At 71.1% G+C, this 24,199-nt stretch carries 20 protein-coding genes; 12 read left to right on the forward strand and 8 right to left on the reverse strand.

Features of this window, described 5'->3' with window-relative positions; translation table 11 throughout:
* The 7 genes from DSM26151_RS02095 to DSM26151_RS02125 are packed head-to-tail and all read right to left on the reverse strand — an operon-like array spanning nucleotide 1 to nucleotide 6,093.
* Nucleotides 1-525 carry a 3-hydroxyanthranilate 3,4-dioxygenase gene (locus DSM26151_RS02095; protein ID WP_234660773.1) on the reverse strand — a complete coding sequence of 175 codons (525 nt, stop codon included), beginning with the start codon at nucleotides 523-525 and terminating at the stop codon, nucleotides 1-3.
* The gene (locus DSM26151_RS02100) at nucleotides 522-986 is read right to left on the reverse strand and encodes a RidA family protein (RefSeq protein ID WP_234660774.1); all 465 of its coding nucleotides are present in this window, start codon (nucleotides 984-986) and stop codon (nucleotides 522-524) included. The genes DSM26151_RS02095 and DSM26151_RS02100 overlap by 4 nt, the downstream gene beginning before the upstream one ends.
* A complete protein-coding gene (locus DSM26151_RS02105; RefSeq protein WP_234660775.1) occupies nucleotides 983-1,765 on the reverse strand; it encodes a 2-keto-4-pentenoate hydratase in 783 nt (260 codons plus the stop codon). Before DSM26151_RS02105 ends, DSM26151_RS02100 begins: the two co-directional genes overlap by 4 nt.
* Nucleotides 1,762-2,823: a 4-hydroxy-2-oxovalerate aldolase gene (gene dmpG / locus DSM26151_RS02110; RefSeq protein ID WP_234660776.1), complete on the reverse strand. Its 1,062-nt coding sequence runs from the start codon at nucleotides 2,821-2,823 to the stop codon at nucleotides 1,762-1,764. Before dmpG ends, DSM26151_RS02105 begins: the two co-directional genes overlap by 4 nt.
* Nucleotides 2,820-3,749 (reverse strand): acetaldehyde dehydrogenase (acetylating), encoded by a 930-nt coding sequence (locus tag DSM26151_RS02115; protein ID WP_234660777.1) that lies wholly within the window; start codon nucleotides 3,747-3,749, stop codon nucleotides 2,820-2,822. The genes dmpG and DSM26151_RS02115 overlap by 4 nt, the downstream gene beginning before the upstream one ends.
* A complete protein-coding gene (locus tag DSM26151_RS02120; protein ID WP_234660778.1) occupies nucleotides 3,746-4,582 on the reverse strand; it encodes a 2-keto-4-pentenoate hydratase in 837 nt (278 codons plus the stop codon). Before DSM26151_RS02120 ends, DSM26151_RS02115 begins: the two co-directional genes overlap by 4 nt.
* Nucleotides 4,579-6,093: a 2-hydroxymuconic semialdehyde dehydrogenase gene (locus DSM26151_RS02125; RefSeq protein WP_234660779.1), complete on the reverse strand. Its 1,515-nt coding sequence runs from the start codon at nucleotides 6,091-6,093 to the stop codon at nucleotides 4,579-4,581. Before DSM26151_RS02125 ends, DSM26151_RS02120 begins: the two co-directional genes overlap by 4 nt.
* 83 nt (nucleotides 6,094-6,176) lie before the next feature.
* Here DSM26151_RS02125 and DSM26151_RS02130 point away from each other — a divergent pair, with 83 nt between their 5' ends.
* Entirely contained in the window at nucleotides 6,177-7,145 is a 969-nt protein-coding gene (locus tag DSM26151_RS02130) for a LysR substrate-binding domain-containing protein (RefSeq protein WP_234660780.1), read from the forward strand.
* Between the two features lie 30 nt (nucleotides 7,146-7,175).
* Here the strand turns inward: DSM26151_RS02130 and DSM26151_RS02135 are convergent, their stop codons facing one another.
* Nucleotides 7,176-7,940, reverse strand: a complete 765-nt coding sequence (locus DSM26151_RS02135; protein WP_234660781.1) for an aspartate dehydrogenase domain-containing protein — start codon at nucleotides 7,938-7,940, stop codon at nucleotides 7,176-7,178.
* 212 nt (nucleotides 7,941-8,152) lie between these two features.
* On the opposite strand from DSM26151_RS02135, the gene DSM26151_RS02140 reads away from it, so the two are divergent.
* From DSM26151_RS02140 to DSM26151_RS02190, 11 genes are all read left to right on the forward strand, one after another.
* Entirely contained in the window at nucleotides 8,153-9,778 is a 1,626-nt protein-coding gene (locus DSM26151_RS02140; RefSeq protein ID WP_234660782.1) for an LVIVD repeat-containing protein, read from the forward strand.
* Between the two features lie 37 nt (nucleotides 9,779-9,815).
* Nucleotides 9,816-11,366, forward strand: coding sequence for a DHA2 family efflux MFS transporter permease subunit (locus tag DSM26151_RS02145; RefSeq protein ID WP_234660783.1), 1,551 nt, complete (start codon nucleotides 9,816-9,818; stop codon nucleotides 11,364-11,366).
* A gap of 7 nt (nucleotides 11,367-11,373) precedes the next feature.
* Nucleotides 11,374-12,495 (forward strand): ABC transporter ATP-binding protein, encoded by a 1,122-nt coding sequence (locus tag DSM26151_RS02150; protein ID WP_234660784.1) that lies wholly within the window; start codon nucleotides 11,374-11,376, stop codon nucleotides 12,493-12,495.
* Nucleotides 12,496-12,545: 50 nt separating this feature from the next.
* Nucleotides 12,546-13,715 carry a type 2 periplasmic-binding domain-containing protein gene (locus DSM26151_RS02155; RefSeq protein ID WP_234660785.1) on the forward strand — a complete coding sequence of 390 codons (1,170 nt, stop codon included), beginning with the start codon at nucleotides 12,546-12,548 and terminating at the stop codon, nucleotides 13,713-13,715.
* Between the two features lie 3 nt (nucleotides 13,716-13,718).
* Entirely contained in the window at nucleotides 13,719-15,608 is a 1,890-nt protein-coding gene (locus DSM26151_RS02160) for an ABC transporter permease (protein ID WP_234660786.1), read from the forward strand.
* 213 nt (nucleotides 15,609-15,821) lie between these two features.
* Nucleotides 15,822-17,180: a 4-aminobutyrate--2-oxoglutarate transaminase gene (gene gabT / locus DSM26151_RS02165; protein ID WP_234660787.1), complete on the forward strand. Its 1,359-nt coding sequence runs from the start codon at nucleotides 15,822-15,824 to the stop codon at nucleotides 17,178-17,180.
* Nucleotides 17,177-18,502, forward strand: a complete 1,326-nt coding sequence (locus tag DSM26151_RS02170; RefSeq protein ID WP_234660788.1) for a Glu/Leu/Phe/Val family dehydrogenase — start codon at nucleotides 17,177-17,179, stop codon at nucleotides 18,500-18,502. The genes gabT and DSM26151_RS02170 overlap by 4 nt, the downstream gene beginning before the upstream one ends.
* A gap of 62 nt (nucleotides 18,503-18,564) precedes the next feature.
* Nucleotides 18,565-20,031, forward strand: coding sequence for an NAD-dependent succinate-semialdehyde dehydrogenase (locus DSM26151_RS02175; protein ID WP_234660789.1), 1,467 nt, complete (start codon nucleotides 18,565-18,567; stop codon nucleotides 20,029-20,031).
* 92 nt (nucleotides 20,032-20,123) lie between these two features.
* Nucleotides 20,124-21,497 carry a flavin monoamine oxidase family protein gene (locus DSM26151_RS02180; RefSeq protein WP_234660790.1) on the forward strand — a complete coding sequence of 458 codons (1,374 nt, stop codon included), beginning with the start codon at nucleotides 20,124-20,126 and terminating at the stop codon, nucleotides 21,495-21,497.
* Nucleotides 21,494-22,372 (forward strand): universal stress protein, encoded by an 879-nt coding sequence (locus tag DSM26151_RS02185; RefSeq protein WP_234660791.1) that lies wholly within the window; start codon nucleotides 21,494-21,496, stop codon nucleotides 22,370-22,372. The genes DSM26151_RS02180 and DSM26151_RS02185 overlap by 4 nt, the downstream gene beginning before the upstream one ends.
* An 11-nt stretch (nucleotides 22,373-22,383) precedes the next feature.
* Entirely contained in the window at nucleotides 22,384-23,934 is a 1,551-nt protein-coding gene (locus tag DSM26151_RS02190; RefSeq protein WP_234660792.1) for an APC family permease, read from the forward strand.
* Nucleotides 23,935-24,199: the final 265 nt, after the last annotated feature.

Genomic DNA, 24,199 nt, shown 5'->3' on the forward strand with positions numbered 1-24,199 from the left:
TCAGCCCTTGCCGGGGTGGACGGTGCCGCACTCGGGGCAGGTGCGACCCTCCTCGCTCTCGTAGAACTCGCGGAACACGGGCGGCAGGTCCTCGACGATGTCGCGCACCTGCAGCTCGACCTCGTGGACCTTCGTGTTGCAGTTCGGGCAGAACCACGCGAACTTCTCGAGCGTGCCCTCTTCGCGGATGCGCTCGATGACGATGCCGATCGAGCCGGGCTCCGGGCGCTGCGGCGAGTGGAAGACGTTGCCGGGAAGCAGCCACATCTCGCCCTCGCGGATGTCGATCCGCTTCAGGCCCTCGTCGGTCTGGATGTTCACGTGCATGTTGCCGCGGTACTGGTAGAACCACTCCTCGTACGGGTCGAAGTGGAAGTCGGTGCGCTGGTTCGGGCCGCCGACGACCTGCACGATGAAGTCGCCGATGGGCTCCCACGCCGCCTTGTTGTTCACGGGCGGCTTGAGCAGGTGCTCGTGCTCGCGGATCCAGGCTGGGAAGTCGATGACGGGCGGGATGGTGGTCATGGCTGCTCCTCGGTGGTGTTGGTGGTGGAGTCGTCCGGGACCGAGGGCCCCGGATGACGGGCGACGGCCTGGATCTCGACGCGCAGGTGCGGATGCGGGAGCGCATGCACCGCGACCGTGGTCCGGGCCGGTCCGGTCTCGTCGAAGTACTCCGCCCAGACGGCGTTGTACGCGGCGAAGTCGTTCATGTCGACGAGGTACGCGGTCGCCTGCACGAGGTCCTCGAGCGTGCACCCGGCCTCGGCCAGGATCGTCCCGATGTTCTCGAGGACCGCGCGGGTCTGGATCGCGATGTCGAGCCGGGTCGCACCGAACTCGTCGGCCTCGGCGCCCGCGATGGTGTTGTCGGGTCGCCGACTGCTCGTGCCCGACACGTACACGAACTCGCCCGCGCGCTTGGCGTGCGGGAATCGTCCGCGAGGCGTGACGCCCCCGGTGACGGTGATCGCATGGTCGGTCATCGCCGGCCCTCCTCCTCGTCGACGTCGATCGCCACGCGCCCGAGCGCGTGGATCGTCGCGGAAACCGTTCCGCGAGCGGGCAGCGGCACGGCGGCCGTCGCGGCGCCGGCGAGCAGCACCGACCCGGCTTCGAGCACGAGCCCGTGCGCACGGGCGAGGCGGCGCGCGGTCGCGACCGCGCGCACCGGGTCGCCGAGGATCGCCGCGGTGGAGCCGGTCGACACCATCCGGCCGTCGATCTCGAGCGCGACCGCGCGGTTCTCGAGCGGGCCGGCATCGGAGGCGGCGCGCCACGGTCCGATCGCGAACGAGGACGCTGAGGTGTTGTCGGCGATCACGTCGCCGAGGTCGAACCGGAAGTCCCGGTACCGCGAGTCGATGACCTCGAGCGCGGGTGCGACCGCGACGATCGCGGTCGCGGGGTCGGCGTCCGGATCCCCGATCGACGGGCCGAGCAGGAACGCGACCTCGGGCTCCACCCGCGGGTGGATGCCGCGCCCGGCGGGGACGCGACCGCCTTCCTCGACGCGCATGGCGTCGGTCAGCGTGCCGATGATCACGTCGTGGACGCCCATCTGGCGGGCCTTCTCGCGGCTCGTGAACCCGAGCTTGAGGCCGATCACGCGCTCGCCGCGTGCCGTGCGCCTCGCGATCAGGGCGTGCTGGACCGCGTAGGCGGTCGCGAGGTCGAGCGGCGAGTCGGACGAGGGCTGCTCGACGGCGCCGGCACCGACCTGCGCGTCGTCGAGCACCGCCGCGAGCCGGTCGACCGCGCTCATGCGGGGACCCCAGCAGCCGGTTCCGCGTCGCCGGCACGGGTGCGCTCGGCCACGAGGTCGAGGGCGACGTCGACGATCATGTCCTCCTGGCCGCCGATCATGCGCCGACGGCCGAGCTCGACGAGGATGTCGCGGGCGTCGAGGCCGTGACGCTCGGCGGCCCGTTCGGCGTGCAGCAGGAAGCTCGAGTAGACCCCGGCGTACCCGAGGGTGAGCGTCTCCCGGTCGACGCGGACCGGGCGCCGCTGCAACGGGCGGACCAGGTCGTCGGCCGCATCCTGGAGTGCGAACAGGTCGGCGCCGTGCTCCCAGCCGAGCAGATCTGCGACCGCCACGAACGCCTCGATCGGGGTGTTGCCGGCACCGGCGCCCTGGCCGGCGAGCGACGCGTCCACCCGGAACGCGCCGTGCTCGACCGCCGTGACGCTGTTCGCGACGCTCAGCGAGAGGTTCTCGTGCGCGTGGATGCCGATCTCGGTCGACGGATCCAGCACATCCCGGTACGCGTCGATGCGTTCGGCGACATCGCGCATGGTCAGCCGGCCGCCCGAGTCCGTGACGTAGACGCAGTCCGCGCCGTAGGACTCCATGAGGCGCGCCTGTTCGGCCAGGCCCCGGGGGTCGTTCAGGTGGCTCATCATCAGGAACCCCGAGACATCCATGCCGTGCTCCTTCGCCCAGCCGACGTGCTGGGCGGAGACATCCGCTTCGGTGCAGTGGGTCGCGACCCGCACGCTGCTCACGCCGAGGTCGCGCGCCCGCGCGAGGTCGTCGATGGTGCCGATGCCGGGCAGGATCAGGGTCGTCAGCTTCGCCCGGCGCAGGACCGACGCGGCGGCCTCGATCCACTGCTCGTCGGTGCGTGCGCCCTGCCCGTAGGCGACGCTCGACCCGCCGAGGCCGTCGCCGTGCGCGACCTCGATCGCATCGACCCCGGCCGCCTCGAGGGCCGCGGCGATCGTGCGGACCTCGTCGACGCTGTACTGGTGGGCGATGGCGTGCATGCCGTCCCGCAGGGTGACGTCCTGCAGGTAGACCCGTGGTGTCGTCGCGGTCATGCCGCCGCTCCCGTCCGCTCGGCGATGAGGTGCTCGGCGGTGCGCAGCGCGGCCGAGGTCATGATGTCGAGGTTGCCCGCGTACTCGGGCAGGTAGTGGCCGGCGCCCGCGACCTCCAGCAGGACGGTCACCCGGGTGCCCCGGAACGGCCGCCCGAGCGCCGGGACGAACGCCTCGTCGACCGCGTCGAACTGCACGTCCTGCTTGAGGCGGTACCCGCCGACGTAGCCCTGGACCTCCGCGATCATGCGGGCGACCGACGCCCGCACCGCGTCGCGGTCGAGGTCGCCCTCGACCAGGCAGTAGACGGTGTCGCGCATGATGAGCGGCGGGTCGGCCGGGTTCAGCACGATGATCGCCTTGCCGCGCCCGGCGCCGCCGATGGCCTCGATCGCGCGCGCCGTGGTCTCGGTGAACTCGTCGATGTTCGCGCGGGTTCCGGGCCCCGCCGACTTCGACGCGATCGAGGCGACGATCTCGGCATAGGCGACGGGCGCGACGCGGGACACGGCCGCCACCATCGGGACCGTGGCCTGACCGCCGCACGTGACCATGTTCACGTTGGTCGCGGCGAGGTGCTCGCCGAGGTTCACGGTCGGGACGACGTACGGGCCGATCGCCGCCGGCGTCAGGTCGACGACGATGCGCCCGTGGTCGCGAAGGACCGCGTCGTTGCGCGCGTGGGCCGAGGCGGACGTCGCGTCGAACACGAGCTCCACGTCGGCGAACTCGGGCAGGCGCACCAGCCCGTCGACGCCCTCGTGGGTCGTCGCGACGCCGAGCCGTCGGGCCCGCGCGAGCCCGTCCGAGTCCGGGTCGATGCCCGCCATCGCGACGATCCGCAGGCGCTCGGACAGGCGCTTGATCTTGATCATCAGGTCGGTGCCGATGTTGCCCGATCCGATGATGGCCACGCCGGTGGTCATGCGATTCCTCCTGTGGGGTGCGCGTCGGTGCGCGCGGCGGTGAACTCGGTCCGGACCTCGCCGAACCCGTCGAACCGGGCCTCGAAGACGCCCGGTGCGGCCGCGACCATGGGGCCGAGGGCACCCGAGAGCACGATCTCGCCGGCGCGCAGCGGCCGGCCGTGCCGGGCGACGGCTCGCGCGAGCCAGGCGACCGCGATGATCGGGCTGCCCAGGCACGCGGCGCCCGCTCCCGTCGAGACGGGCTCGCCCCGGTGGTCCAGGCGCATGCCGACGGCGGTGAGGTCGAACCCGTCGAGCGTGCGGGGGGTCGTGCCGAGGACGACGGCGCCGCTCGAGGCGTTGTCGGCGATCGTGTCGGTGATGCGGATGTCCCAGTTCGCGATGCGCGAGTCGACGACCTCGATCGCGGGCAGCACGAACTCGGTCGCGCGGATCACGTCGGCCACGTGGGCGGTGGGGGAGTCGAGGTCGCGCCCGAGGACGAAGGCCACCTCGGCCTCGATGCGCGGCTGGAGGAAGCGCCCGAGGTCCACCGGTTCGCGGTCGGCCACGACCATGTCGTCGAGGAGCACGCCGTAGTCGGGCGTGTGCACCCCGAACTGCGACTGGACGGCGGGCGAGGTCAGCCCGATCTTGCGGCCGACGACGCGGGCGCCCTCGGCGACCCGCCGATCGATGCCGCGGGACTGCACGGCGTACGCGGCGTCCTGGTCGAGGTCGCCGATGAGGTCGCGTACGGGTGCACAGGCGGTCCCGGATGCCGCGGCCTCGCGCAGCCGGGCGGCGGCGGCGTCGAGCGTGGTCGCGTCGAGCGTGGCGTTCGCGCTCACAGCTGCACGCACACGTTCGTCGGCTCGGTGTAGAAGTCGAGCGAGTGCATGCCGCCCTCGCGGCCGATGCCGGAGAGGCCCACGCCGCCGAACGGGCTGCGCAGGTCGCGCAGGTACCACGTGTTCACCCAGGACATGCCCACGCGCATGCGCTGGGCGACGCGGTGCCCGCGGGTGAGGTCGCTGGTCCAGGTGACGGCGGCGAGGCCGTACTCGGTGTCGTTGGCGAGCGCGATCGCCTCGTCTTCGGTGTCGAACGGCATGACGACCGCCGCCGGCCCGAAGATCTCCTCGCGCACGGTGCGGTGGGAGTTGTCGAGGCCGGTCCAGAGCGTCGGCTCGATCCAGGATCCGCCGTCGAGGCCGTCCCCGAGCGTGGGGACGCCGCCGCCGGCGAGCAGTTCGGCGCCCTCGCTGAGCGCGAGGTCGTAGTAGGAGAGCACCTTCTCGCGGTGCGCGGCCGAGATCAGCGGACCGGTCGTGGTCGCGGGGTTCTCGGGTCGGCCGAGTCGAAGCCGGCGGGCGTGCTCGGCGAGCCCGACCGCGACCTCGTCGAAGATCGGGCGTTCGACGTAGATGCGCTCGGTGCAGAGGCAGACCTGGCCGGTGTTGAGGTAGGTCGAGCGCGCGAGTCCGGCGATGGCCGCGTCGAGGTCGGCGTCGGCGAACACGACCGCGGCGTTCTTGCCGCCGAGCTCGAAGGAGACCGGTCGGACGCGGGGTGCGACCGCGCGCATGATGGCCGAGCCCGTGCTCGACTCGCCGGTGAAGGTGACGCCGTCGATGCCGGGGTGCGTGGTGAGGTGCTCGCCGGCCGATCCGGGCCCGAATCCGTGCACGACGTTGACGACGCCGTCCGGGATGCCGGCTTCCGAGATGATCTGCGCGAGCAGCGTCGCCGACGAGGGCGTCTCCTCGGAGGGCTTGATCACGACGGTGTTCCCGGAGGCGAGGGCCGGCGCGAGCTTCCAGGTGAGCAGCAGGAGGGGCAGGTTCCACGGCACGATCACGGCGACCACGCCGAGCGGGGCGCGCACGGCGTAGTTGAGTGCGCGTCGGCCGTCGGGCAGTTCGGTGAGGTAGGAGTCGAGGCCTGCCGCCGACGCGGTGTCGGCGAACGCGCGGAAGTTCGCCGCCGCCCGTGCGACGTCGAGGTCGCGTGCGAGCGTCTCGGGCTTGCCGGTGTCGCCGACCTCGGCCGCCACGAGCTCTTCGCTGCGGCGTTCGACGAGGTCGGCGACCCGGCGGAGCAGCCGTGCGCGCTCGGCGACCGGCATCCGCCCCCAGGGGCCCTCGAGCGCGGCGCGCGCGGCGGCGACCGCTCGATCGACCTCGCGGGGACCGGCTTCGTGCACCTCGGCGATGACCGCACCGTCGACCGGGTCGATCTTCTGGAAGGTGCCGACGCCTTCGACGAGTTCGCCGCCGATCACGTTGCGCAGCTGGGCGGGGGAACCGCCGCGCGTCGGGGGAGGGGCCGCGATCGGTGCCGGCGTCGTCGAAGAAGGCATGGGTTCAGGTTAGGAATCCCGATCGATGCCGACAAATGCCATTGTGATGCGATGCCATGCCTGAACGGCTATGGTGACGGGTCATGGTCTCCGATCGACTGCTCGACGGCCGACTCAAGGTCCGTCACCTCGTCCTGCTCACCGCCATCGCCGACGAGGGAACCCTCGTCCGCGCCGCCGAATCCCTGCACATCACCCAGCCCGTCGTCACCCGCGCCCTGCGCGAGGTCGAGGACCTGCTCGGCGTCCAGCTTTTCGAGCGGATGCCGCGGGGCGTCACTCCCACCGAGTACGGCCGGGCGTTCATCGAGCGGGCCCGATCGGTCCTCGCCGAACTGCGCGCCGCGGACGAGGAGGTGCGCCTCCTGCAGACCGGCCGGCTCGGCACCGTGACCGTCGGCACGCACCTGGCCGGGTCGAACCTGCTGCTGCCGCGCGCGATCGCCGCGCTCAAGGCCGAGCATCCGCGGCTGACCGTGGTCGTGCGCGAGGCCACCCCCGACACGCTGCAGCAACTGCTGCTCGCGGGCGACCTGGACCTCACGGTGGGTCGGCTCTCGCCGACGGTTCCCGTGCGGCTCGAGCAGGAGCGACTCCACCAGGAGCCCATCCGCCTGGTCGCGCGGGCCGGCCATCCGGTGCACGGCGGGAACCGGGCGTCCTCCCTCGCCGAGCTGATCGCGTTCCCGTGGATCTTCCCGGTCGCGCAGACGGCGCTGCGCGACGAGCTCGAGGCCGTGTTCTTCCACGAGGGGCTGCCGCTTCCGGCGGATCGCGTGGAGTGCACGTCGATGCTGACCCTGCGGAACCTGCTCGTCTCGACCGACGTCATCGCCGCCCTGCCGATGTTCATCGCGGTGGACGACCGGGAGCTGCGGATCCTGCCCACGCCGCTGAGCTCGATCAGGCGGTCGGTGGGCGTGACGAGGCCGAAGGACCGGATGCCCTCGCCCGCGGCATCCGCCCTGCTCGTGCATCTCCGGGAGGTGGGTGCGCAGCTGGCCGAGTTCGAGCGGGACTACGAGTCGTCCGAGGGTGCCGGCCGCGGCTGACACGGGGGCCGCCGCCGGCGCGCGTCCGGATCAGCCGAACCACAGCCCGACGCCCCCGCCCGCGCAGCGCATCAGCGAGTGCGCGATCGCGTCGGGCATCTCGGACCCGGAGACCCCGATCATCGGCTGGTGCTTCGCGACGCGCAGGGTTCCGCCGTCCTCGCCGGTGGCCTCGAACTCCAGCGACGCGTCGGTGCGCGCGGGGTCGCTGATCAGCACGGCGCGGGTGTCGTCGAGTCCGGTCGTCGCGAGGGCGAACGTGACCATGGCGTTGACGTTGCGGGGGTACTTCGCGGCGACGCCGCGCACCGGGCCGTCGTAGAGCACCGATGCGCTCCGGCGGTCGGCGGGCGGCGGGTCGAACGCCTGCGGGGGTTTGACGAAGGTGATGGATGCACTCCGCCAGGTGTGCGACCGACCCGCGAGCGCATCGAGGCCGGCGAGGGCGCCGTACGGGAGGATGATGCGCCGGCCGTGGCGGCGGGCCGTGGCGACGAGCTGCTCGCGGCGGGCGTCGTCGACCAGTCCTCCGGCCGAGACGACCATGAGGTCGGCGTGTTCGAGGATGCGTGCGCCGTGGCGCGCGACGACGTCCGGGTGGGCGGCCTCGATGACCAGGTCGGTCGTGGCGAGCAGGTCGTCGGTCAGGTGGGTGACGGATGCCTCGGGCGATCGCTCCGCGGTCGTCGCCGGTCGACGGGTCAGCACGAACGACAGGTCGAGGCCGTCGGTGGTCAGGATCCGGTCGATGAGGCCGGTTCCGATGGCGCCGCGGCCGATGATTCCGATCCTCATCGGACCTCCTGATTCGCTCGATACTGGATCCCGGATACAGCATGCACGGTCTGCGCGTGCTGCGCACCCCTCCGGGGACGCGAAGTCCGACATGCCTGAATGGTCATGGCTCGGAGCCGAATCGATATTGGACAGCATCGATCCGACCCGTGACGCTGATGGGGACGGCGCCCGCAAGCGCCGACCCGTTGCACCCCGACTCTGGAGGCGTCATGGCCGGATCCCCCTATGTACCCGATGCGAAGAAGTACCGCCCGGAGGACTTCGAGCGCGTGGCCGGGGAACCCGCGGACCCCGAGCCCGGAAGCTGGGGCATGCAGCCCGACGGCACCTTCCTGCCGCCCGCGCACACTCCGTCGGTGCCGCGCGACGTGTTCGTCGACTGGCCCGGCCAGCTCGACTACCGCGACCCCGAGACCTACGCGCTCAACGCGACCGCCGAGGCGTTCTACCCCATCGTCGTGAACACCAGCCACTCGTGGCAGTGCATCTACGACTTCGACGGCACCCGCTACATGCTGCACTACGGCGGCGGCAACCACTGGAAGCTCTACGACATCACCGACCCCCGCGACCTGAAGATCGTCGACGAGGAGCAGTGGGGCTGGGGCGACCCCCGACCCCAGTTCGGCGCGACCACGGTGCAGTGGAACGACGAGCTCGGCAAGTTCCTCGCGATCCAGGCGAGCGAGACGCCGCGCTACTTCCTCAAGGGTCGCGTGGCGAACAAGTGGACCGACGACACCGTCGAGGGCCAGCTGCTCGAGTGGGAGGGCCTGCGCGGCTTCCGCACGTTCGAGATGAACGGCCCGAGCCCCCGCGACTGGGTCCTCGTCAACGAGACCTCGACCGACCCGAACCACGGGCCGGACGAGATCCAGGAGGGCAACGGCGTCCTCGACCTGCCCGTCTACTACGGCGACAGGTACCTCTTCGTCGCGACCGCGCCCGACAACACGTTCACGAACCAGCCCTACAAGACCACGCTCTGGGCCGCCGGCCACGCCGCCTACGACATGACCGACCCGTCCAAGCCCGAACTGCTCTCGACCTGGTGGGTGCCGGGCACGCGCGCCGGCGAGGAGTCCGACTCCGAGTACCTCGCGGACAACGACCGATGGAACAACAAGACCTCGTGGTTCGGCTCCCGCATGGGCGTGTTCATGCCGCGCTCGGTCGAGTCGGGCTACCGCTACGCCTACGCGGCGCAGGGCGGCCAGGGCTTCTTCGTGCTGGATGTCTCCGACCCGTCGAACATCCACCACGTCGGCTGGTGCCAGCTTCCGACGAGCGTCGCGGGCACCGAGGGCGACAACGTCGACACGACGCAGGTCGAGGAGACCGGCTACGTCTACGTGTCGGGCTACCCCATGAACACCGACTGCTACGAGCCCGCCAAGGAGATCTACCAGATCGACGTGAGCGACCCGACGCAGCCTCGCGTCGTGCGCACCCTGCCCCGGCCGCTCCCGCCCGCAGAGGCGAAGTTCACCGACTGGGCGCAGCGCCGCGGCTCGTTCGGGCCGAAGCGCTCGGGCTACTTCACGAACACCGGAACCCCGCACGGCGGCGTGATCCCCTACGCGTTCTACGCCGCCGGCCTGCAGATCTTCGACGTGCGCGACCCCGAGGACCCGAAGGTCGGCGCCTACTTCGTGCCGCCGATGGGCCTGAAGGACGACGACGACCTCGCCGCGCCCGTCCACGGGATCTTCGTCGAGTGGGACCGCAACCTCATCTGGCTCTTCTCGAACCACGGCATCTACGCCGTGTCCACGCCGCTGCTCGGCGAGCCCGTCGTCGGACTCCCCGGCGCCGGCACCCCCGCCGGCGACTGACCCCCTCCTCCGCCATCCCCTGTCGAAAGCGCGAACCATGAACCAGATCCCGAGGCCGTGGCCGGCCCTCTGGGCCCTCGTGATCGGGTTCTTCATGATCCTGATCGACACGACCATCGTGTCGATCGCGAACCCCGCGATCATGGAGGACCTCGAGACCGACCTGACCACGGTGATCTGGGCAACGAGCGCGTACCTGCTCGCCTACGCCGTGCCGCTACTGATCACCGGGCGGCTCGGCGACCGATTCGGACCGAAGCGCGTCTACCTGGCCGGGTTGGTCGTGTTCACGCTCGCATCGCTCTGGTGCGGACTCTCGGGCGAGATCACGATGCTCATCGCGGCCCGTGCCGCCCAGGGCGTCGGCGCCGCGATGATGACGCCGCAGACGATGGCCGTGATCACCCGCGTCTTCCCGCCGAACCAGCGCGGGGCCGCGATGGGCCTGTGGGGTTCCGTCGCGGGCGTGGCGACGCTGGTCGGGCCGATCCTCGGCGGCGTGCTCGTGGACTCGCTCGGCTGGCAGTGGGTGTTCTTCGTGAACGTGCCCGTCGGGGTGGTGGCCTTCGTCGCGGCGTGGCGGTTCGTCCCGAACCTCGAGCTGCAGTCGCACCGGCTCGACTGGCTCGGCGTCGTGCTCAGCGCGGTCGGCCTCTTCCTCGTCGTGTTCGGGATCCAGGAGGGCGAGACCTACGACTGGGGCACGATCGTCGGGCCAGTCACGGTCTGGGGCATCATCATCGCCGGGGTCGCGTTCCTCGCGGTCTTCATCGTGTGGCAGGCGCTGAATCGCGCCGAGCCGCTGCTCCCGCTCGCGCTGTTCCGCGACCGCAACTTCAGCCTGTCCAACGTGGCGATCTCGCTCGTGGGGATCGCGATGATCGCGATGCCGCTGCCGCTCGTGTTCTACTTCCAGGTCGCGCGCGGACTCACTCCGACGCAGGCGGCGCTCATGCTCGTGCCGATGGCGGTCATCTCGGGCGCCCTCGCCCCGCTCGTGGGCCGACTCAGCGACCGCATCGATCCGAAGTGGGTCTCGTTCATCGCCCTGTCGGTCTCGGCGATCGCCCTCGGGTGCTACGTCCCGCTGATGCGTGCGGACGTCTCGCTGTGGCTCCTGCTCCTGCCCTCCGCCCTGCTCGGGTTCGGCATCTCCGGGGTGTTCGCGCCGCTCGCGTCGACCGCGACGCGGAACCTGCCGAGGGCGTTCGCCGGAGCGGGGTCCGGGGTCTACACCCTCACGCGCCAGGTCGGCTCGGTGCTCGGATCCGCGGCCGTGGCCGCGCTCATGAGCCTCAGCCTCGCGTCCTACCTGCCGGGCCTGGAGGCGGACCAGATCAGTGCGGCCGGCGGCGCACCCCTCCCCGACGGGGTCGCCGACGGGTTCTCCGCGGCGATGGCGCAATCGCTGCTGCTCGCGGCAGGGGCGTTCGCGCTGTGCGCCGTCGTGGTGCTGTTCTTCGCCAAGCCGAAGGTCACCGTGGGGTGGGGCGAGGAGCGCCGCGACGCGCCCGGCCGCGCCCCGGCGTCCCGGGCGCCGGATCCAGTATCCGAACCCTCCGTCATTCGAACCGCAACCGAGAGTTGAGCGACACATGACCGCAGCACAGGGAGGCCGCCTCGTTGTCGACGGCCTCGAGAAGCACTACCAGCTCGACGGCACCGACGTGCCGGTCGTCAAGGGCGTCAGCTTCACCATCGAGCCCGGCACCTTCACGTCGCTGCTCGGGCCGTCCGGATGCGGCAAGACCACGACCCTCAGGTGCGTCGCCGGACTCGAGACGAGCAACGGCGGCGTCATCTCGCTCGACGACCGCGTGCTCTCCACCGGGACCGAACACGTCTCGCCCGACAAGCGCGACGTCGGAATGGTGTTCCAGAACTACGCGATCTGGCCGCACATGAGCGTGTTCGCCAACGCGGTGTTCCCCCTCCAGGTCGCCTCCGGCCGACTCCCGAAGAAGGAGGCCAAGCAGCGCGCGATGGAGGCGCTCGAACTCGTCCAGCTCGACGCGTACGCGCACCGCCCCGCCACCGCGCTCTCCGGCGGCCAGCAGCAGCGACTCGCCCTCGCGCGCGCCCTCGCCCACCGGCCCAAGCTCCTCCTGCTCGACGAGCCGCTCAGCAACCTCGACGCCAAGCTCCGGGACACGATGCGCAACGAGCTGCGGAGCCTGCAGCAGCGACTCGGGATCACCGCGCTCTACGTCACGCACGACCAGTCCGAGGCGCTCTCGATGTCGGACCGCGTCGCGGTCATGAACGGCGGGCGCATCGTGCAGGAGGCGTCGCCGCGCGACCTGTACTTCGCGCCGAACGATCGGTTCGTCGCGGACTTCGTCGGCCGGGTGAATCTCATTCCCGCGGTCGTGCGCGATCGCGACGCGAACGGCGACGCGCTCGTGGAGGCGTTCGGAACCCGGCTGGTGACCCCGTGCCCGGTCGAGAGCGGCACCGGAGCGGATGTCACGGTGACCTTCCGTCCCGAGAGCGTGCGCTGGCACGAGGCGCCGGTCGACCGGCCCAACCTCCTGCCGGCACGCGTCGCCCGAGTCGAGTTCCTCGGCGAGATCGTCGAGTACGAGGCCGAGATCCTGGACGGCCAGACCACGGTCGGCCGGATCATCGCGCGAGGCGCCCCGCTGAACTCGCCCACCGAGGGGAGCACCGTGTTCCTGGAGCTCGCCCCGCAGGCGTGCCGCGTGCTCGCGGCATAGTCCCACCCCACCACACCGAGAGATCCACCGTCAGAGAGGACACCCGGATCATGAATCCACGCACCGTCAGGGGCGGAAGCATCGCCCTCGCCGCAGCAGGAATGCTGCTGCTCAGCTCGTGCAGCACGCCCCAGGAAGACGCACCGTCGGCACTCGAGCCCGCCGGTGACGGCGCGACCGGGGCGACGTGCGAGGCCGTCGAGATCGGCGCCTTCACGAGGTGCGAGAACTTCTACGAGGACTTCTGGCCCGAGATCGACCGCCAGATGGACGCGCTCTACGAGCAGGCCAAGGAGACCGACGGAGGTCGGCTCGTGGTCTGGGACTGGTACGAGCTCTCGCCCGAGGTGATCGCCGAGTTCAACGGCCGCTATCCCGACATCGAGATCGAGACGCGCGGACTGACCTACAACCTGCCGTCCGCCGTCATCTCGGCGCAGGCCACGGGCGCACGCAACACCGACGTGCTCTCGGGGTCGCTGCTCTCCGCCGCGGCCATGACCGACGAGGGGTACTGGGACGAGGTCGACTGGACCCAGTTCGGCATCCCCGAGGAGTTCCTCGAGCTCGGCGGCGCCGGCATGCTGCCCGACAGCATGAACGGATCGCTCATGCAGGTCAACACCGACAGGATCGAGGCCCCCGCATCGCTCGACGAGCTCCTCGCCCCCGAGTACGAGGGCAAGGTCTCGATCGCGAACTACAACCCGATCGTCTTCTCCGGGTACGGCATGGCCGAGGGTGAGGACGCCATGGTCGACCTGATCGGCGAGCTCAAGTCGTCCGGCACCCTGCAGGTCCTGGAGGACCAGAACTCGCCGCTCTCCAGCGGCGACGTTCCGATCGCGCTCAACCAGACCCTGTTCAACCCGAACCCGAGCCTCGCGGCCCAGCCGTTCGACCACTCCGGCGTGTTCGCCCAGTTCTCGGGGGTCAACATCGACGCCGACAACAAGCCCGGCGCCATGCTGTGGGCGCTGTGGAACGCGTTCGACCCCGACTGGCTCGAGCTCCGGATGACCGACGAGCAGTTCTCGACGACCCAGGTGCCCTACCCGGGCCTGCCGACGTCGCTCTTCGAGCAGGCGACGGGCCTCATGGAGAAGAACGCCGACGCCCTGCTCCTGAGCATCGAGAACGGCGCCGAGACGGAGACCGAAGCGACCCGCGATGAGTGGATCGCGCTCACGAACGCTGCCGACGCGGCACTGAACGGATAACCCATGTCAACGGTGGAACGGACCACGAAGGCCCGACGGACCCGGCCGACCGGGATGACCGTCGCGACCGCCATCGCAGGCGCGGTGATCTTCCTGCTGCTCGCGATCCCGCTCGCGGTGCAGGTGATCACGGCCTTCCGTGGTCCGTTCCTCCCGTTCGGCGTCTCCACGGCGCGATGGTCGACCGAGAACTTCGTCACGCTCTGGGGGCTCCGCGAGGACTTCTGGGACGTCCTCGGCTCGACAGCCGTCTTCGTCGGGGGCTCGACCGTGCTCTCGCTGCTCATGGCGTTCGGGCTCGCCTGGGTGACCGTGCGCACCGACGCACCCTTCCGGCGCATGATCTCCCTGCTCGTGATCGTGCCCTTCATCGTCCCGCCGATCGTCAAGGCGCAGGCGTACCTCCTGATGCTCTCGCCGGAGTCGGGCGTGCTCAACCAGCTGCTGCGCCTGCTCCCCGGCGACCTCGTGATCGACCCCTACGCGTTCTCGACGATGGTGTTCATCCAATCGCTCACGAACGTGACCTTCCCCTACCTCATGATCGTGCCGATCCTCACCGGCATGGACGGCTCGCTCGAGGAGTCCGCTCGCGTCTCCGGCGCGAGCTGGGGCCAGACGCTGCGCCGGGTCACGCTCCCGATGCTGTGGCCGGGGCTCCTCGGCGTCACCGTGCTCACCTTCATCCTGGGCCTCGGAAGCCTCGAGGTTCCCCTGCTCTTCGGGCAGGAGTCCGGCAAGGACATCTTCGCCCTGAAGCTGTGGACCCTGATCAGCGCGGGCGCGGGCGAGTTGCCGCAGTACGGCCTCGCGGCAGCCTGGGGCTGCGTGTTCCTCGTCATCACCACCATCGCGTTCGTGATCTACCTGCGGGCGACGCGCGACGCGGAGCGGCGGGCGTCGATCTCGGGCAAGGGGTTCCGGCCCACGACGATGAAGCTCGGCGGATGGCGCGCCCCCGTGCTCGTCGCGATCTTCGTCTTCGTCCTCCTCACCGCAGTGCTGCCGCTGTTCGCCCTGTTCTGGTCGGCGATCACGCCGTACCCCATCGCGTTCTCGTTCACGGCGCTCGTCGAGCAGACGCACTTCAGCGCGTTCGGCGAGGTGCTCGGCGACGGGGAGTTCTGGGCCTCGCTGGGCCGCACGCTCATCATCGCCGGCGGCAGCGCCACGATCGCGTGCGGTGCGGCGACCGTGCTCGCCTACGGCATCGCGCGGAGCCGCGCGAACGGATGGACGAAGAGCATGGACCTCTTCGCCTCGTCGTCCGTGGCGATCCCCGCGGTGATCGCCGGGTTCGCGATGTTCCTGACCTTCATGGTCATCAACCCCGTCATCCCGCTGGCCGGCACGATCGCGGCGCTCGTGATCGCCTACTCGTACCGCGTCTCGATCGCCTACCGCGCCGGGTACAGCGCGACCCTGCAGATCCGCAAGGAACTCGAGGAGGCCGCCCTGATCAGCGGTGCGAGCCGCCTCGAGGGCTTCCGTCGCATCGTCACGCCGCTGCTCGCGCCGACGGTCTTCGCGGTGTGGATCCAGATGTTCATCCTCGGCACGAACGAGTTCACGCTGCCGGCCTTCCTCGCGACTCCCGAGTCGCGCCCGCTCTCGGTCTACATGTACGCGCTGATCAACCCGCGCTCGGCGCAGCTGTACGCCCCCGACCAGGGTGCGGCGATGGCGCTGATCTTCACGCTCCTGGTGTTCCTGATCGGATACGGCCTGCAGTGGCTCGTGTCGCTGCGCGCGATCGGTCGTGCGTCGCGGCGCGCCAGGATCGGGCAGGTCGCGCCCGACCCCCTCGCCGCCTCCGCCTCGGCCGCCGCAGCGCCCGCCGCCGAAACGCGCGCGGTCGCCGCGCAGCAGGTCAAGGAGCTCTCCCGCCGCTGACGCCCCACCGCGAGTCCGACACCACCGACGTGTGGGCAGTCGTCGCGGGTCCCGCAGGTCGGGCACCCGCGACAACTGCCCACACGTCGATGGGTTTGTACGGTCCGGCCGGTGAACCGGGGTTCGATGTACATCGTGTCAGGGGTGGCATCCGCTCATGCGTGCCTACCATGAGCCGACATCGCCACCGTCGTCACCGCATCGGAGCCTTCAATGACCATCGTCGAACCCACGGCCACCACCGTCGGCGGCCCCTCCCTCCCGCAGGAGCGCCGCCTCGTCACCGCCATCCCCGGCCCCCGCTCGCAGGAGCTCATCGCCCGCAAGGCGCAGGCCGTCGCGAAGGGCGTCGGGCACACCATCCCCGTCTCGGTCGTCGCAGCCGGCGGCGGCGTCATCGTCGACGCCGACGGCAACTCGATCATCGACCTCGGCTCGGGCATCGCCGTCACGGGCGTCGGCAACTCCAACCCGCGCGTCGTCGACGCCGTCAAGGCCCAGCTCGACGCGTTCACCCACACCTGCTTCACGGTCGCCCCGTACGACGGCTACGTCGCGGTCGCCGAGAAGCTCAACGAACTCACCCCCGGCGACCACGAGAAGCGCTCCGCGCTGTTCAACTCGGGTGCCGAGGCCGTCGAGAACGCGATCAAGGTCGCGCGCCACCACACGAAGAAGCAGGCCGTCGTCGCGTTCGACCACGCCTACCACGGCCGCACCAACCTCACCATGGGGCTCACCGCGAAGAACATCCCGTACAAGAACGGCTTCGGCCCGTTCGCGCCCGAGGTGTACCGCGCGCCGCTCAGCTACCCCTTCCGCGACGGCGGCCTGTCGGGCGCCGAGGCCGCGGCCCGCGCCATCACCCAGATCGAGAAGCAGATCGGCGCCGAGAACCTCGCCGCGATCATCATCGAGCCCATCCAGGGCGAGGGCGGCTTCATCGTGCCTGCACCCGGCTTCCTGTCGGCGCTCGTCGAGTGGGCGAACGCGAACGACGTCGTCTTCATCGCCGACGAGGTGCAGACCGGCTTCGCCCGCACGGGCGCCTGGTTCGCCAGCGAGCACGAGGGCATCGTTCCCGACATCATCGTGACCGCCAAGGGCATCGCCGGCGGACTGCCGCTCTCGGCCGTCACCGGCCGCGCCGAGATCATGGACTCCGCCATGGCCGGCGGCCTCGGCGGCACCTACGCGGGCAGCCCCCTCGCCTGCGCCGCCGCGCTCGCCGCGATCGAGTCCTACGAGGAGGACGGCCTCATCGAGCGCGCCAAGCAGATCGGTGCGGTCCTCATCGGCCGCCTGAACGCGCTCCGCACCGCCGACCCCCGCATCGGCGACGTCCGCGGCCGCGGAGCGATGGTCGCCGTCGAGCTCGTCGACCCCGCCACCGGCGCGCCCGACGCGGCCCTCACCTCGAAGGTCGCGGCATACGCCCACGCGAACGGCGTGCTCGTGCTCACGTGCGGTACCTACGGCAACGTCATCCGCTTCCTCCCGCCGCTCACCATCGGCGACGACCTGCTCGTCGAGGGCCTCGAGGTCGTCGCGGAAGGGCTGCGGAACGCATGAACCCCGTGACGGCGACGACGGCGTCGACCGTGCAGCAGGCGGCCGCGGCATCCGTGCCCGCGAACGCGGTCGCCGACGCCGAGCCGACCCCGCTCGTCGACGCCCGCGCCCAGCTGGCCGAGGCCATCGAGCTCCTCGGCTACGGCGACGGCCTGCACCGCATGCTCGCGACCCCGCGTCGCGAGATGGCGGTCGCGGTGCCGCTGCGCCGCGACAGCGGCGAGACCGAGGTGTACCTGGGCTACCGCGTGCAGCACAACTTCAGCCGCGGCCCCGCCAAGGGCGGCCTCCGCTACGCGCCGAACGTGAACCTCGACGAGGTGCGCGCGCTCGCCATGTGGATGACCTGGAAGTGCGCCCTGCTCGACGTGCCGTACGGCGGCGCGAAGGGCGGCATCGCGATCGACCCGCGCGACCACTCGCTCGGCGAGCTCGAACGCGTGACGCGACGGTACACGAGCGAGATCCTGCCGATCATCGGGCCGGAACGCGACATCCCCGCGCCCGACATCGGCACCGACGAGCGCACCATGGCCTGGATGATGGACACCTACTCGGTCAACTCCGGGTACACCGTGCCCGGCATCGTGACCGGCAAGCCCATCGCGCTCGGCGGCTCCCAGGGTCGTGCGTCCGCGACCAGCCGCGGCGTGACCCACATCGCCCTCGCGGCGCTCCGCCACGCCGGCATCGAGCCGGCGCGGGCCACCGCGGCCGTGCAGGGCTTCGGCAAGGTCGGTGCGGATGCCGCGCGGTTCCTCGCCGAGGCCGGCGTGAAGGTGCTCGCGGTCAGCGACCAGTACGGCGCGATCCGGGGCGACGGCGGCCTCGACCTCGAGGCGCTCACCGACCACGTGCGCGCGACCGGCTCCATCGTCGGCTTCGCCGGCGCCGACGAACTCGACCGCGACGCGCTGCTCACCCAGGACGTCGACCTGCTCGTGCCCGCAGCCGTCGAGGGCGTGCTGCACGAGGGCAACGCCGGCGACGTGCGCGCCCGCGTCGTCGTCGAAGGCGCGAACGGCCCCACGACGCCCGCTGCCGACGCGATCCTGCGCGGGCAGGGAACGCTCGTCGTCCCCGACATCCTCGCCAACGCCGGCGGCGTCATCGTCTCGTACTTCGAATGGGTCCAGGCCAACCAGGCGTACTGGTGGCGCGTCGACGAGGTCGAGAGCAGACTGGAGGAGCGGATGCTCAGCGCGTGGCGTCACGTGCTCGGCTACGCCGAGGCCCGCGACCTCTCGCTCCGCACCGCCGCCACGGCGCTCGCCGTCGAGCGCGTCGCCGAGGCGCACCGCCTCCGCGGCCTGTACCCGTGACCCGGCTCAACCCGGAGAATCCGCGCCACCGGCGCACATCGAACGAAACGGACACCCCGAGCATGACCACTGCAACGCAGGAATCCGCACTCCTCGACGCCGTCGCCGACGGCCTCTACATCGGCGGCGACTGGGTCGCCGCCGAGGGCGGGAAGACCTTCGAGGTCCGCGACCCCGCGACCGGCGAGGTCGTCAAGACGATCGCCGACGCGTCCGCCGCCGACGGCATGCGCGCACTCGACGCGGCCGTCGCCGCACAGGACGCCTGGGCCGCGACCGCCCCGCGCGAGCGCGGCGAGATCCTCCGCCGGGCCTTCGACCTGCTCATGGAGCGTCGGGAGGAGTTCGCGCTCCTCATGACGATCGAGATGGGCAAGCCGCTCGCCGAGGCGCGCGGCGAGGTGAACTACGGCGGCGAGTTCCTCCGCTGGTTCAGCGAGGAGGCCGTGCGCATCACCGGCCGCTACGGCACGAACCCCGAGGGCACCGGCCGCATCGTCGTCGCGCAGCGCCCCGTGGGCCCGTCGTACTTCATCACGCCGTGGAACTTCCCGCTCGCGATGGCGACCCGCAAGATCGCACCGGCGCTCGCCGCAGGCTGCACCGTCGTCGTCAAGCCCGCCGCGCTCACGCCGCTCACGACCATCGCGTTCGTGCAGCTGCTCGAAGAGGTGGGGCTGCCGAAGGGCGTCGTCAACGTCGTCACGACCACGAGCTCGTCGAAGGTCTCGGGCCCGATCATCGCCGACCCGCGCCTGCGCAAGCTCAGCTTCACGGGCTCGACCGAGGTCGGCCGCAAGCTCATCGAGCAGTCCGCGCAGGGCATCCTCCGCACCTCGATGGAACTCGGCGGCAACGCGCCGTTCGTCGTCTTCGAGGACGCCGACCTCGACAAGGCGGTCGACGGGGCCATGGTCGCGAAGTTCCGCAACATCGGCCAGGCATGCACCGCGGCGAACCGCTTCATCGTGCACGAGTCGGTCGCGGCCGAGTTCGCGCGCCGCGTCACCGAGCGCGTGCAGTCGATGCGCGTCGGCCGGGGCACCGAGGACGGCATCTCGATCGGCCCGCTCATCGACGCGGACGCCGTCGCCTCGACCGACGAGCTCGTCCAGGACGCCGTGGCCAAGGGCGCCAAGGTCCTCGCCGGCGGTTCGGCGATCGACGGTGCCGGCTCGTTCTACGCCCCGACCGTGCTCGGCGACGTGTCTGCCGACGCGCGCCTGCTCCGCGAGGAGATCTTCGGACCGGTCCTCGGCATCACGACCTTCGCCGACGAGGACGACGCCGTTCGCCTCGCGAACTCCACCGAATACGGCCTGATCTCCTACGTGTTCACGCAGGACCTCGCCCGCGGCCACCGCATGATCGACCGCCTCGACACGGGGATGATGGGACTGAACACCGGACTCGTCTCCAACGCCGCGGCACCGTTCGGCGGCGTCAAGCAGTCCGGCATCGGCCGCGAGGGCGGCGCCGAGGGCATCCACGAGTTCCTCGACACGAAGTACACCCTGATCCCGTTCTGACCGGGACGGCGGATGCCGCGACCGGCGGCGCACGAGCGCGTCGCCCCGCGGCATCCGCCCCACACGCACCACGAAACGAAGGCAGCATCACCATGCAACGCATCGACACCGACGTCGTCATCGTCGGAGCGGGAGCCGCGGGCCTGACCGCCGCGACCGAGCTCGTCAAGGCCGGCCGCGAGGTCGTCGTCCTCGAGGCGCGCGACCGCGTCGGCGGCCGCCTCTGGACCGGCGAGATCGACGGAGCGATGCTCGAGATCGGCGGCCAGTGGGTCTCGCCCGACCAGGACGCGCTCATCGAGACGCTCGCCGACCTCGGCCTCGAGACCTACGAGCGGTACCGCGAGGGCCAGAACGTCTACATCGCCGAGGACGGCGAGCGACGCCTGTTCGAGGGCGAGATCTTCCCCGTACCGGCACGGACCGAGGGCGAGATCGTCGGCCTCATCGACAAGCTCGACGCGCTCGTCGCCGAGATCGACCCCGACGCCCCGTGGACCCACCCCCGCGCCAAGGAGCTCGACGAGATCTCGTTCGCGCACTGGCTCGAGACCCAGACACACGACGTCGAGGCGCGCCTGAACATCGGCATGTTCATCGCCGGCGCGATGCTCACCAAGCCCACGCACGCGTTCAGCGCGCTGCAGGCACTGCTCATGGCGGCATCCGCCGGGTCGTTCTCGCACCTCGTCGACGCCGACTTCATCCTCGACAAGCGCGTGGTGGGCGGCCTCCAGCGGGTTCCGCTCGGCCTCGCCGAGCGGCTCGGCGACCGCGTCCGGCTGAACCAGCCCGTGCGCACGGTGCGCTGGGAAGCGGATGCCGCGGCCGGCGCCGCAGCCGTCGTCGCCGTGACCGACGAGCTCGAGGTGCACGCGCGCGAGATCGTCCTCGCGGTGCCGCCCGTGCTCGTCGACCGCATCTCGTACGACCCGCCGCTGCCGCGCCGCCAGCACCAGCTCCACCAGCACATCTCGATGGGTTTCGTGATCAAGGTGCACGCCGTCTACGAGACGCCGTTCTGGCGCGAGCAGGGCCTGTCGGGCACCGCGTTCAGCCCGTACGAGCTCTGCCACGAGGCCTACGACAACACCAACCACGGCGACCCGCGCGGCACCCTCGTCGGGTTCGTCTCCGACGAAGCCGCCGACGAGGTGTTCGAACTGACCGCCGAGGAGCGCAAGTCGCGCATCCTCGAGTCGCTCGCGCACTACTTCGGCGACCAGGCCAAGCACCCCGTCGTCTACTACGAGTCCGACTGGGGCTCCGAGGAGTGGACGCGCGGCGCATACGCCGCGAGCTTCGACATGGGCGGCCTCGCACGCTACGGCGCAGACCTGCGCACGCCCGTCGGGCCGATCCGCTTCGCCTGCTCCGACATGGCCGGCAAGGGCTACCAGCACGTCGACGGCGCCATCCGCATGGGTCGCCTCGTCGCCGAGCAGATCCTCGAGGAGCTCGCGTGAGCGCCTCGGGTGGGCACCGGGTGCTCGTCGGCTACACCGCCGACGACGCCGGAGCCGACGCCCTCGCGCTCGGCGGGCGGATCGCCGCGTCGACGGACGCCCAGGTCGAGGTCGTCATGGTCCTGCCCATCGACGCGCGCGGCGGAGTCGTGCCGCGCGACCCGGGCTACGAGCGGCACGTCAAGGAGCGCTCGCAGGGGTGGCTGGCCGAAGCGTCCGCCAAGCTCGGCGAGAGCGTTCCGCAGTCGCTGCACGTCCGCTACGCGGAATCGTTCGCCGAGGGCCTGATGGAGGCGGCGCACGAGTTCGACGCCTCGCTCATCGTCGTCGGCGCCGCTCGCGGCGGCCTGTTCGGGCGCTCGCGCGTGGGATCGGTCGCCAACGACCTGCTGCACTCGGCCGACGTCCCGGTCGTCGTCGCCCCCGTGGGCAGCCGCGAGACGCCGATCCGGCTCGGGGTCACCCGGGTCACCGCAGCCGTCGGCAGCCGACCGGGCCCGGTGCTCGAGGCATCCGTGCGCCTCGCCTCGGCGACCGGCGCGCCGCTGCGGCTGCTCTCGCTCGTCCCGGTCGACCTTCCCGCGGGGGTCGACACCTCGCTCGTCGAGCTGACCAGCGTCGTCGGCGCGCAGAAGGTCCTCGACGACGCCAGGGCGGCACTGCCGGCCGGCGTCGACGCGACCGCCGTCGTCGCGACCGGCGACACCATCGAGGCATCCGTGCGCGCACTCGAGTGGCACGACGGCGAGGTCGTCCTCGTCGGCTCGAGCCGCCTCGCGGCGCCCCGCCACCTGTTCCTCGGCTCCACGGCCGCGAAGATGCTGCGCGAGCTGCCGGCACCCGTGATCGTGGTGCCCCGCAACACCCGATCCTGAAGGTTCCTGCAATGTCGCAACAACAGCCCAGCCCCGTTCCGTTGACCGAGGCGACCCGCGCGGTCGACTCCCGGGAGCACGGCCTGTCGAAGAAGGGCCTCTCGGCCGGATCGGTCGGGCTCATCGGCGCGATCGTCATCGGCATCTCGTGCATCGCCCCGGCGTACACGCTGACGGGCTCGCTCGGCCCGACCGTCGCCGAGGTGGGGACGCAGCTTCCGGCGATCTTCCTGCTCGGGTTCATCCCGATGCTGCTCGTCGCGTTCGGGTACCGCGAGCTCAACAGCGCGATGCCCGACTCGGGCACGTCGTTCACGTGGGCCACGCGCGCGTTCGGCCCGTGGGTGGGCTGGATGGCCGGTTGGGGACTCATCGCGGCGACCGTCGTGGTGCTCTCGAACCTCGCGGGCATCGCGGTCGAGTTCTTCTACCTGGCGCTCGCGCAGGCGTTCAACAACCCCGAGATCGCGAACCTCGTCGGCAACCCGTTCGTGAACGTCGCGACCTGCCTGGCCTTCATCGCGGGCGCCACGCTCATCTCGTACCGCGACATGCAGACGACCCAGAAGCTGCAGTACTGGCTCGTCGGCTTCCAGCTGCTCGTCATGATCGGGTTCGGCGTCGCCGCGTTCTGGCACGTCGCGAACGGCACCGCGTTCGACGCGACCCAGGTCGAGCTCAGCTGGTTCAACCCGCTCGAGGTCGGTTCGTTCTCGGCGATCGTCGCGGGACTGTCGGTCTCGCTGTTCGTGTTCTGGGGCTGGGACGTGACCCTCACCATGAACGAGGAGACGAAGGGCTCGAACTCGACGCCGGGCAAGGCCGCGACCCTCACGGTCACGATCGTCGTGGCGATCTACCTGTTCGTCGCGATGGGCGCGCTCGCGTTCGCCGGGGTCGGCACCGAGGGCGTGGGCCTCGGCAACCCCGAGATCCAGGAGAACGCGTTCTTCTACCTCGCGGGCCCGATCCTCGGCCCCCTCGCGATCCTCATGTCGTTCGCGGTGCTCTCGAGCTCGGCCGCGTCGCTGCAGTCGACGTTCGTGTCGCCCGCGCGCACGCTGCTCGCGATGGGGTACTACGGCGCGCTGCCGTCGAAGTTCGCCCGGGTCAGCCCGCGCTTCTTCACGCCCGGCTACGCGACCGTCGTGTCGGCGATCACCGCGGCCGCGTTCTACGCGATCATGCGCTTCGTCAGCGAGGACGTGCTCTGGGACACGATCACGACGCTCGGCATCATGATCTGCTTCTACTACGGGATCACGGCGTTCGCGGCGGTCTGGTACTTCCGCCGGACCTGGTTCCGCAGCGGACGGAACGTGTTCTTCCGGCTCGTGGCGCCCCTGGCCGGCGGGCTCATCCTGACGGTGCTGTTCGTCGTGACGCTGATCGACAGCATGGACCCCGACTACGGTTCGGGCTCGAACATCGGCGGGCTCGGCCTCGTGTTCATCCTCGGCGTCGTGATCCTCGGCCTCGGCGTCGTGGTCATGCTCTGGCAGCGGTTCCGACGCCCCGAGTTCTTCCGCGGCGCGGGAATCACCCGCGACGTCGCCGAGTGACCCGCGCGCGGGTCGTCGTCTCCTCACCGTGACGGCTCGCGCGTGACCATGGACCGCCCCGCCGGCGACACCCGGCGGGGCGGTTCGTCGTCTGCGCCGCCGCCCGCGCGCCGCCCGCCCGCGCCGCCCGCCCGCGCCCGCGCGTCGCCCGCGCCCGCCCCCGCGCCCGCGCCCGCCGCCCGCCGCGCCCGCGAGCGGATGCCATCTGCACCGCTCGACCACCCCGAGCGGTGCATATGGCACCCTCTCGGGCGGCGGACGATCG

It is taken from the genome of Agromyces marinus, from assembly GCF_021442325.1.
GTDB lineage: Bacteria > Actinomycetota > Actinomycetes > Actinomycetales > Microbacteriaceae > Agromyces > Agromyces marinus.

Excerpts from the sequence above, each read along its gene's own strand:
- DSM26151_RS02095 (WP_234660773.1), bottom strand. The coding sequence starts at position 525 with ATGACCACCATCCCGCCCGTCATCGACTTCCCAGCCTGGATCCGCGAG.
- DSM26151_RS02170 (WP_234660788.1), top strand. The coding sequence starts at position 17,177 with ATGAACCCCGTGACGGCGACGACGGCGTCGACCGTGCAGCAGGCGGCC.
- DSM26151_RS02135 (WP_234660781.1), bottom strand. The coding sequence starts at position 7,940 with ATGAGGATCGGAATCATCGGCCGCGGCGCCATCGGAACCGGCCTCATC.
- gabT (WP_234660787.1), top strand. The coding sequence starts at position 15,822 with ATGACCATCGTCGAACCCACGGCCACCACCGTCGGCGGCCCCTCCCTC.
- DSM26151_RS02130 (WP_234660780.1), top strand. The coding sequence starts at position 6,177 with ATGGTCTCCGATCGACTGCTCGACGGCCGACTCAAGGTCCGTCACCTC.
- DSM26151_RS02175 (WP_234660789.1), top strand. The coding sequence starts at position 18,565 with ATGACCACTGCAACGCAGGAATCCGCACTCCTCGACGCCGTCGCCGAC.
- DSM26151_RS02105 (WP_234660775.1), bottom strand. The coding sequence starts at position 1,765 with ATGAGCGCGGTCGACCGGCTCGCGGCGGTGCTCGACGACGCGCAGGTC.
- dmpG (WP_234660776.1), bottom strand. The coding sequence starts at position 2,823 with ATGACCGCGACGACACCACGGGTCTACCTGCAGGACGTCACCCTGCGG.
- DSM26151_RS02100 (WP_234660774.1), bottom strand. The coding sequence starts at position 986 with ATGACCGACCATGCGATCACCGTCACCGGGGGCGTCACGCCTCGCGGA.
- DSM26151_RS02180 (WP_234660790.1), top strand. The coding sequence starts at position 20,124 with ATGCAACGCATCGACACCGACGTCGTCATCGTCGGAGCGGGAGCCGCG.
- DSM26151_RS02160 (WP_234660786.1), top strand. The coding sequence starts at position 13,719 with ATGTCAACGGTGGAACGGACCACGAAGGCCCGACGGACCCGGCCGACC.
- DSM26151_RS02155 (WP_234660785.1), top strand. The coding sequence starts at position 12,546 with ATGAATCCACGCACCGTCAGGGGCGGAAGCATCGCCCTCGCCGCAGCA.
- DSM26151_RS02115 (WP_234660777.1), bottom strand. The coding sequence starts at position 3,749 with ATGACCACCGGCGTGGCCATCATCGGATCGGGCAACATCGGCACCGAC.
- DSM26151_RS02125 (WP_234660779.1), bottom strand. The coding sequence starts at position 6,093 with ATGCCTTCTTCGACGACGCCGGCACCGATCGCGGCCCCTCCCCCGACG.
- DSM26151_RS02140 (WP_234660782.1), top strand. The coding sequence starts at position 8,153 with ATGGCCGGATCCCCCTATGTACCCGATGCGAAGAAGTACCGCCCGGAG.
- DSM26151_RS02190 (WP_234660792.1), top strand. The coding sequence starts at position 22,384 with ATGTCGCAACAACAGCCCAGCCCCGTTCCGTTGACCGAGGCGACCCGC.
- DSM26151_RS02150 (WP_234660784.1), top strand. The coding sequence starts at position 11,374 with ATGACCGCAGCACAGGGAGGCCGCCTCGTTGTCGACGGCCTCGAGAAG.
- DSM26151_RS02145 (WP_234660783.1), top strand. The coding sequence starts at position 9,816 with ATGAACCAGATCCCGAGGCCGTGGCCGGCCCTCTGGGCCCTCGTGATC.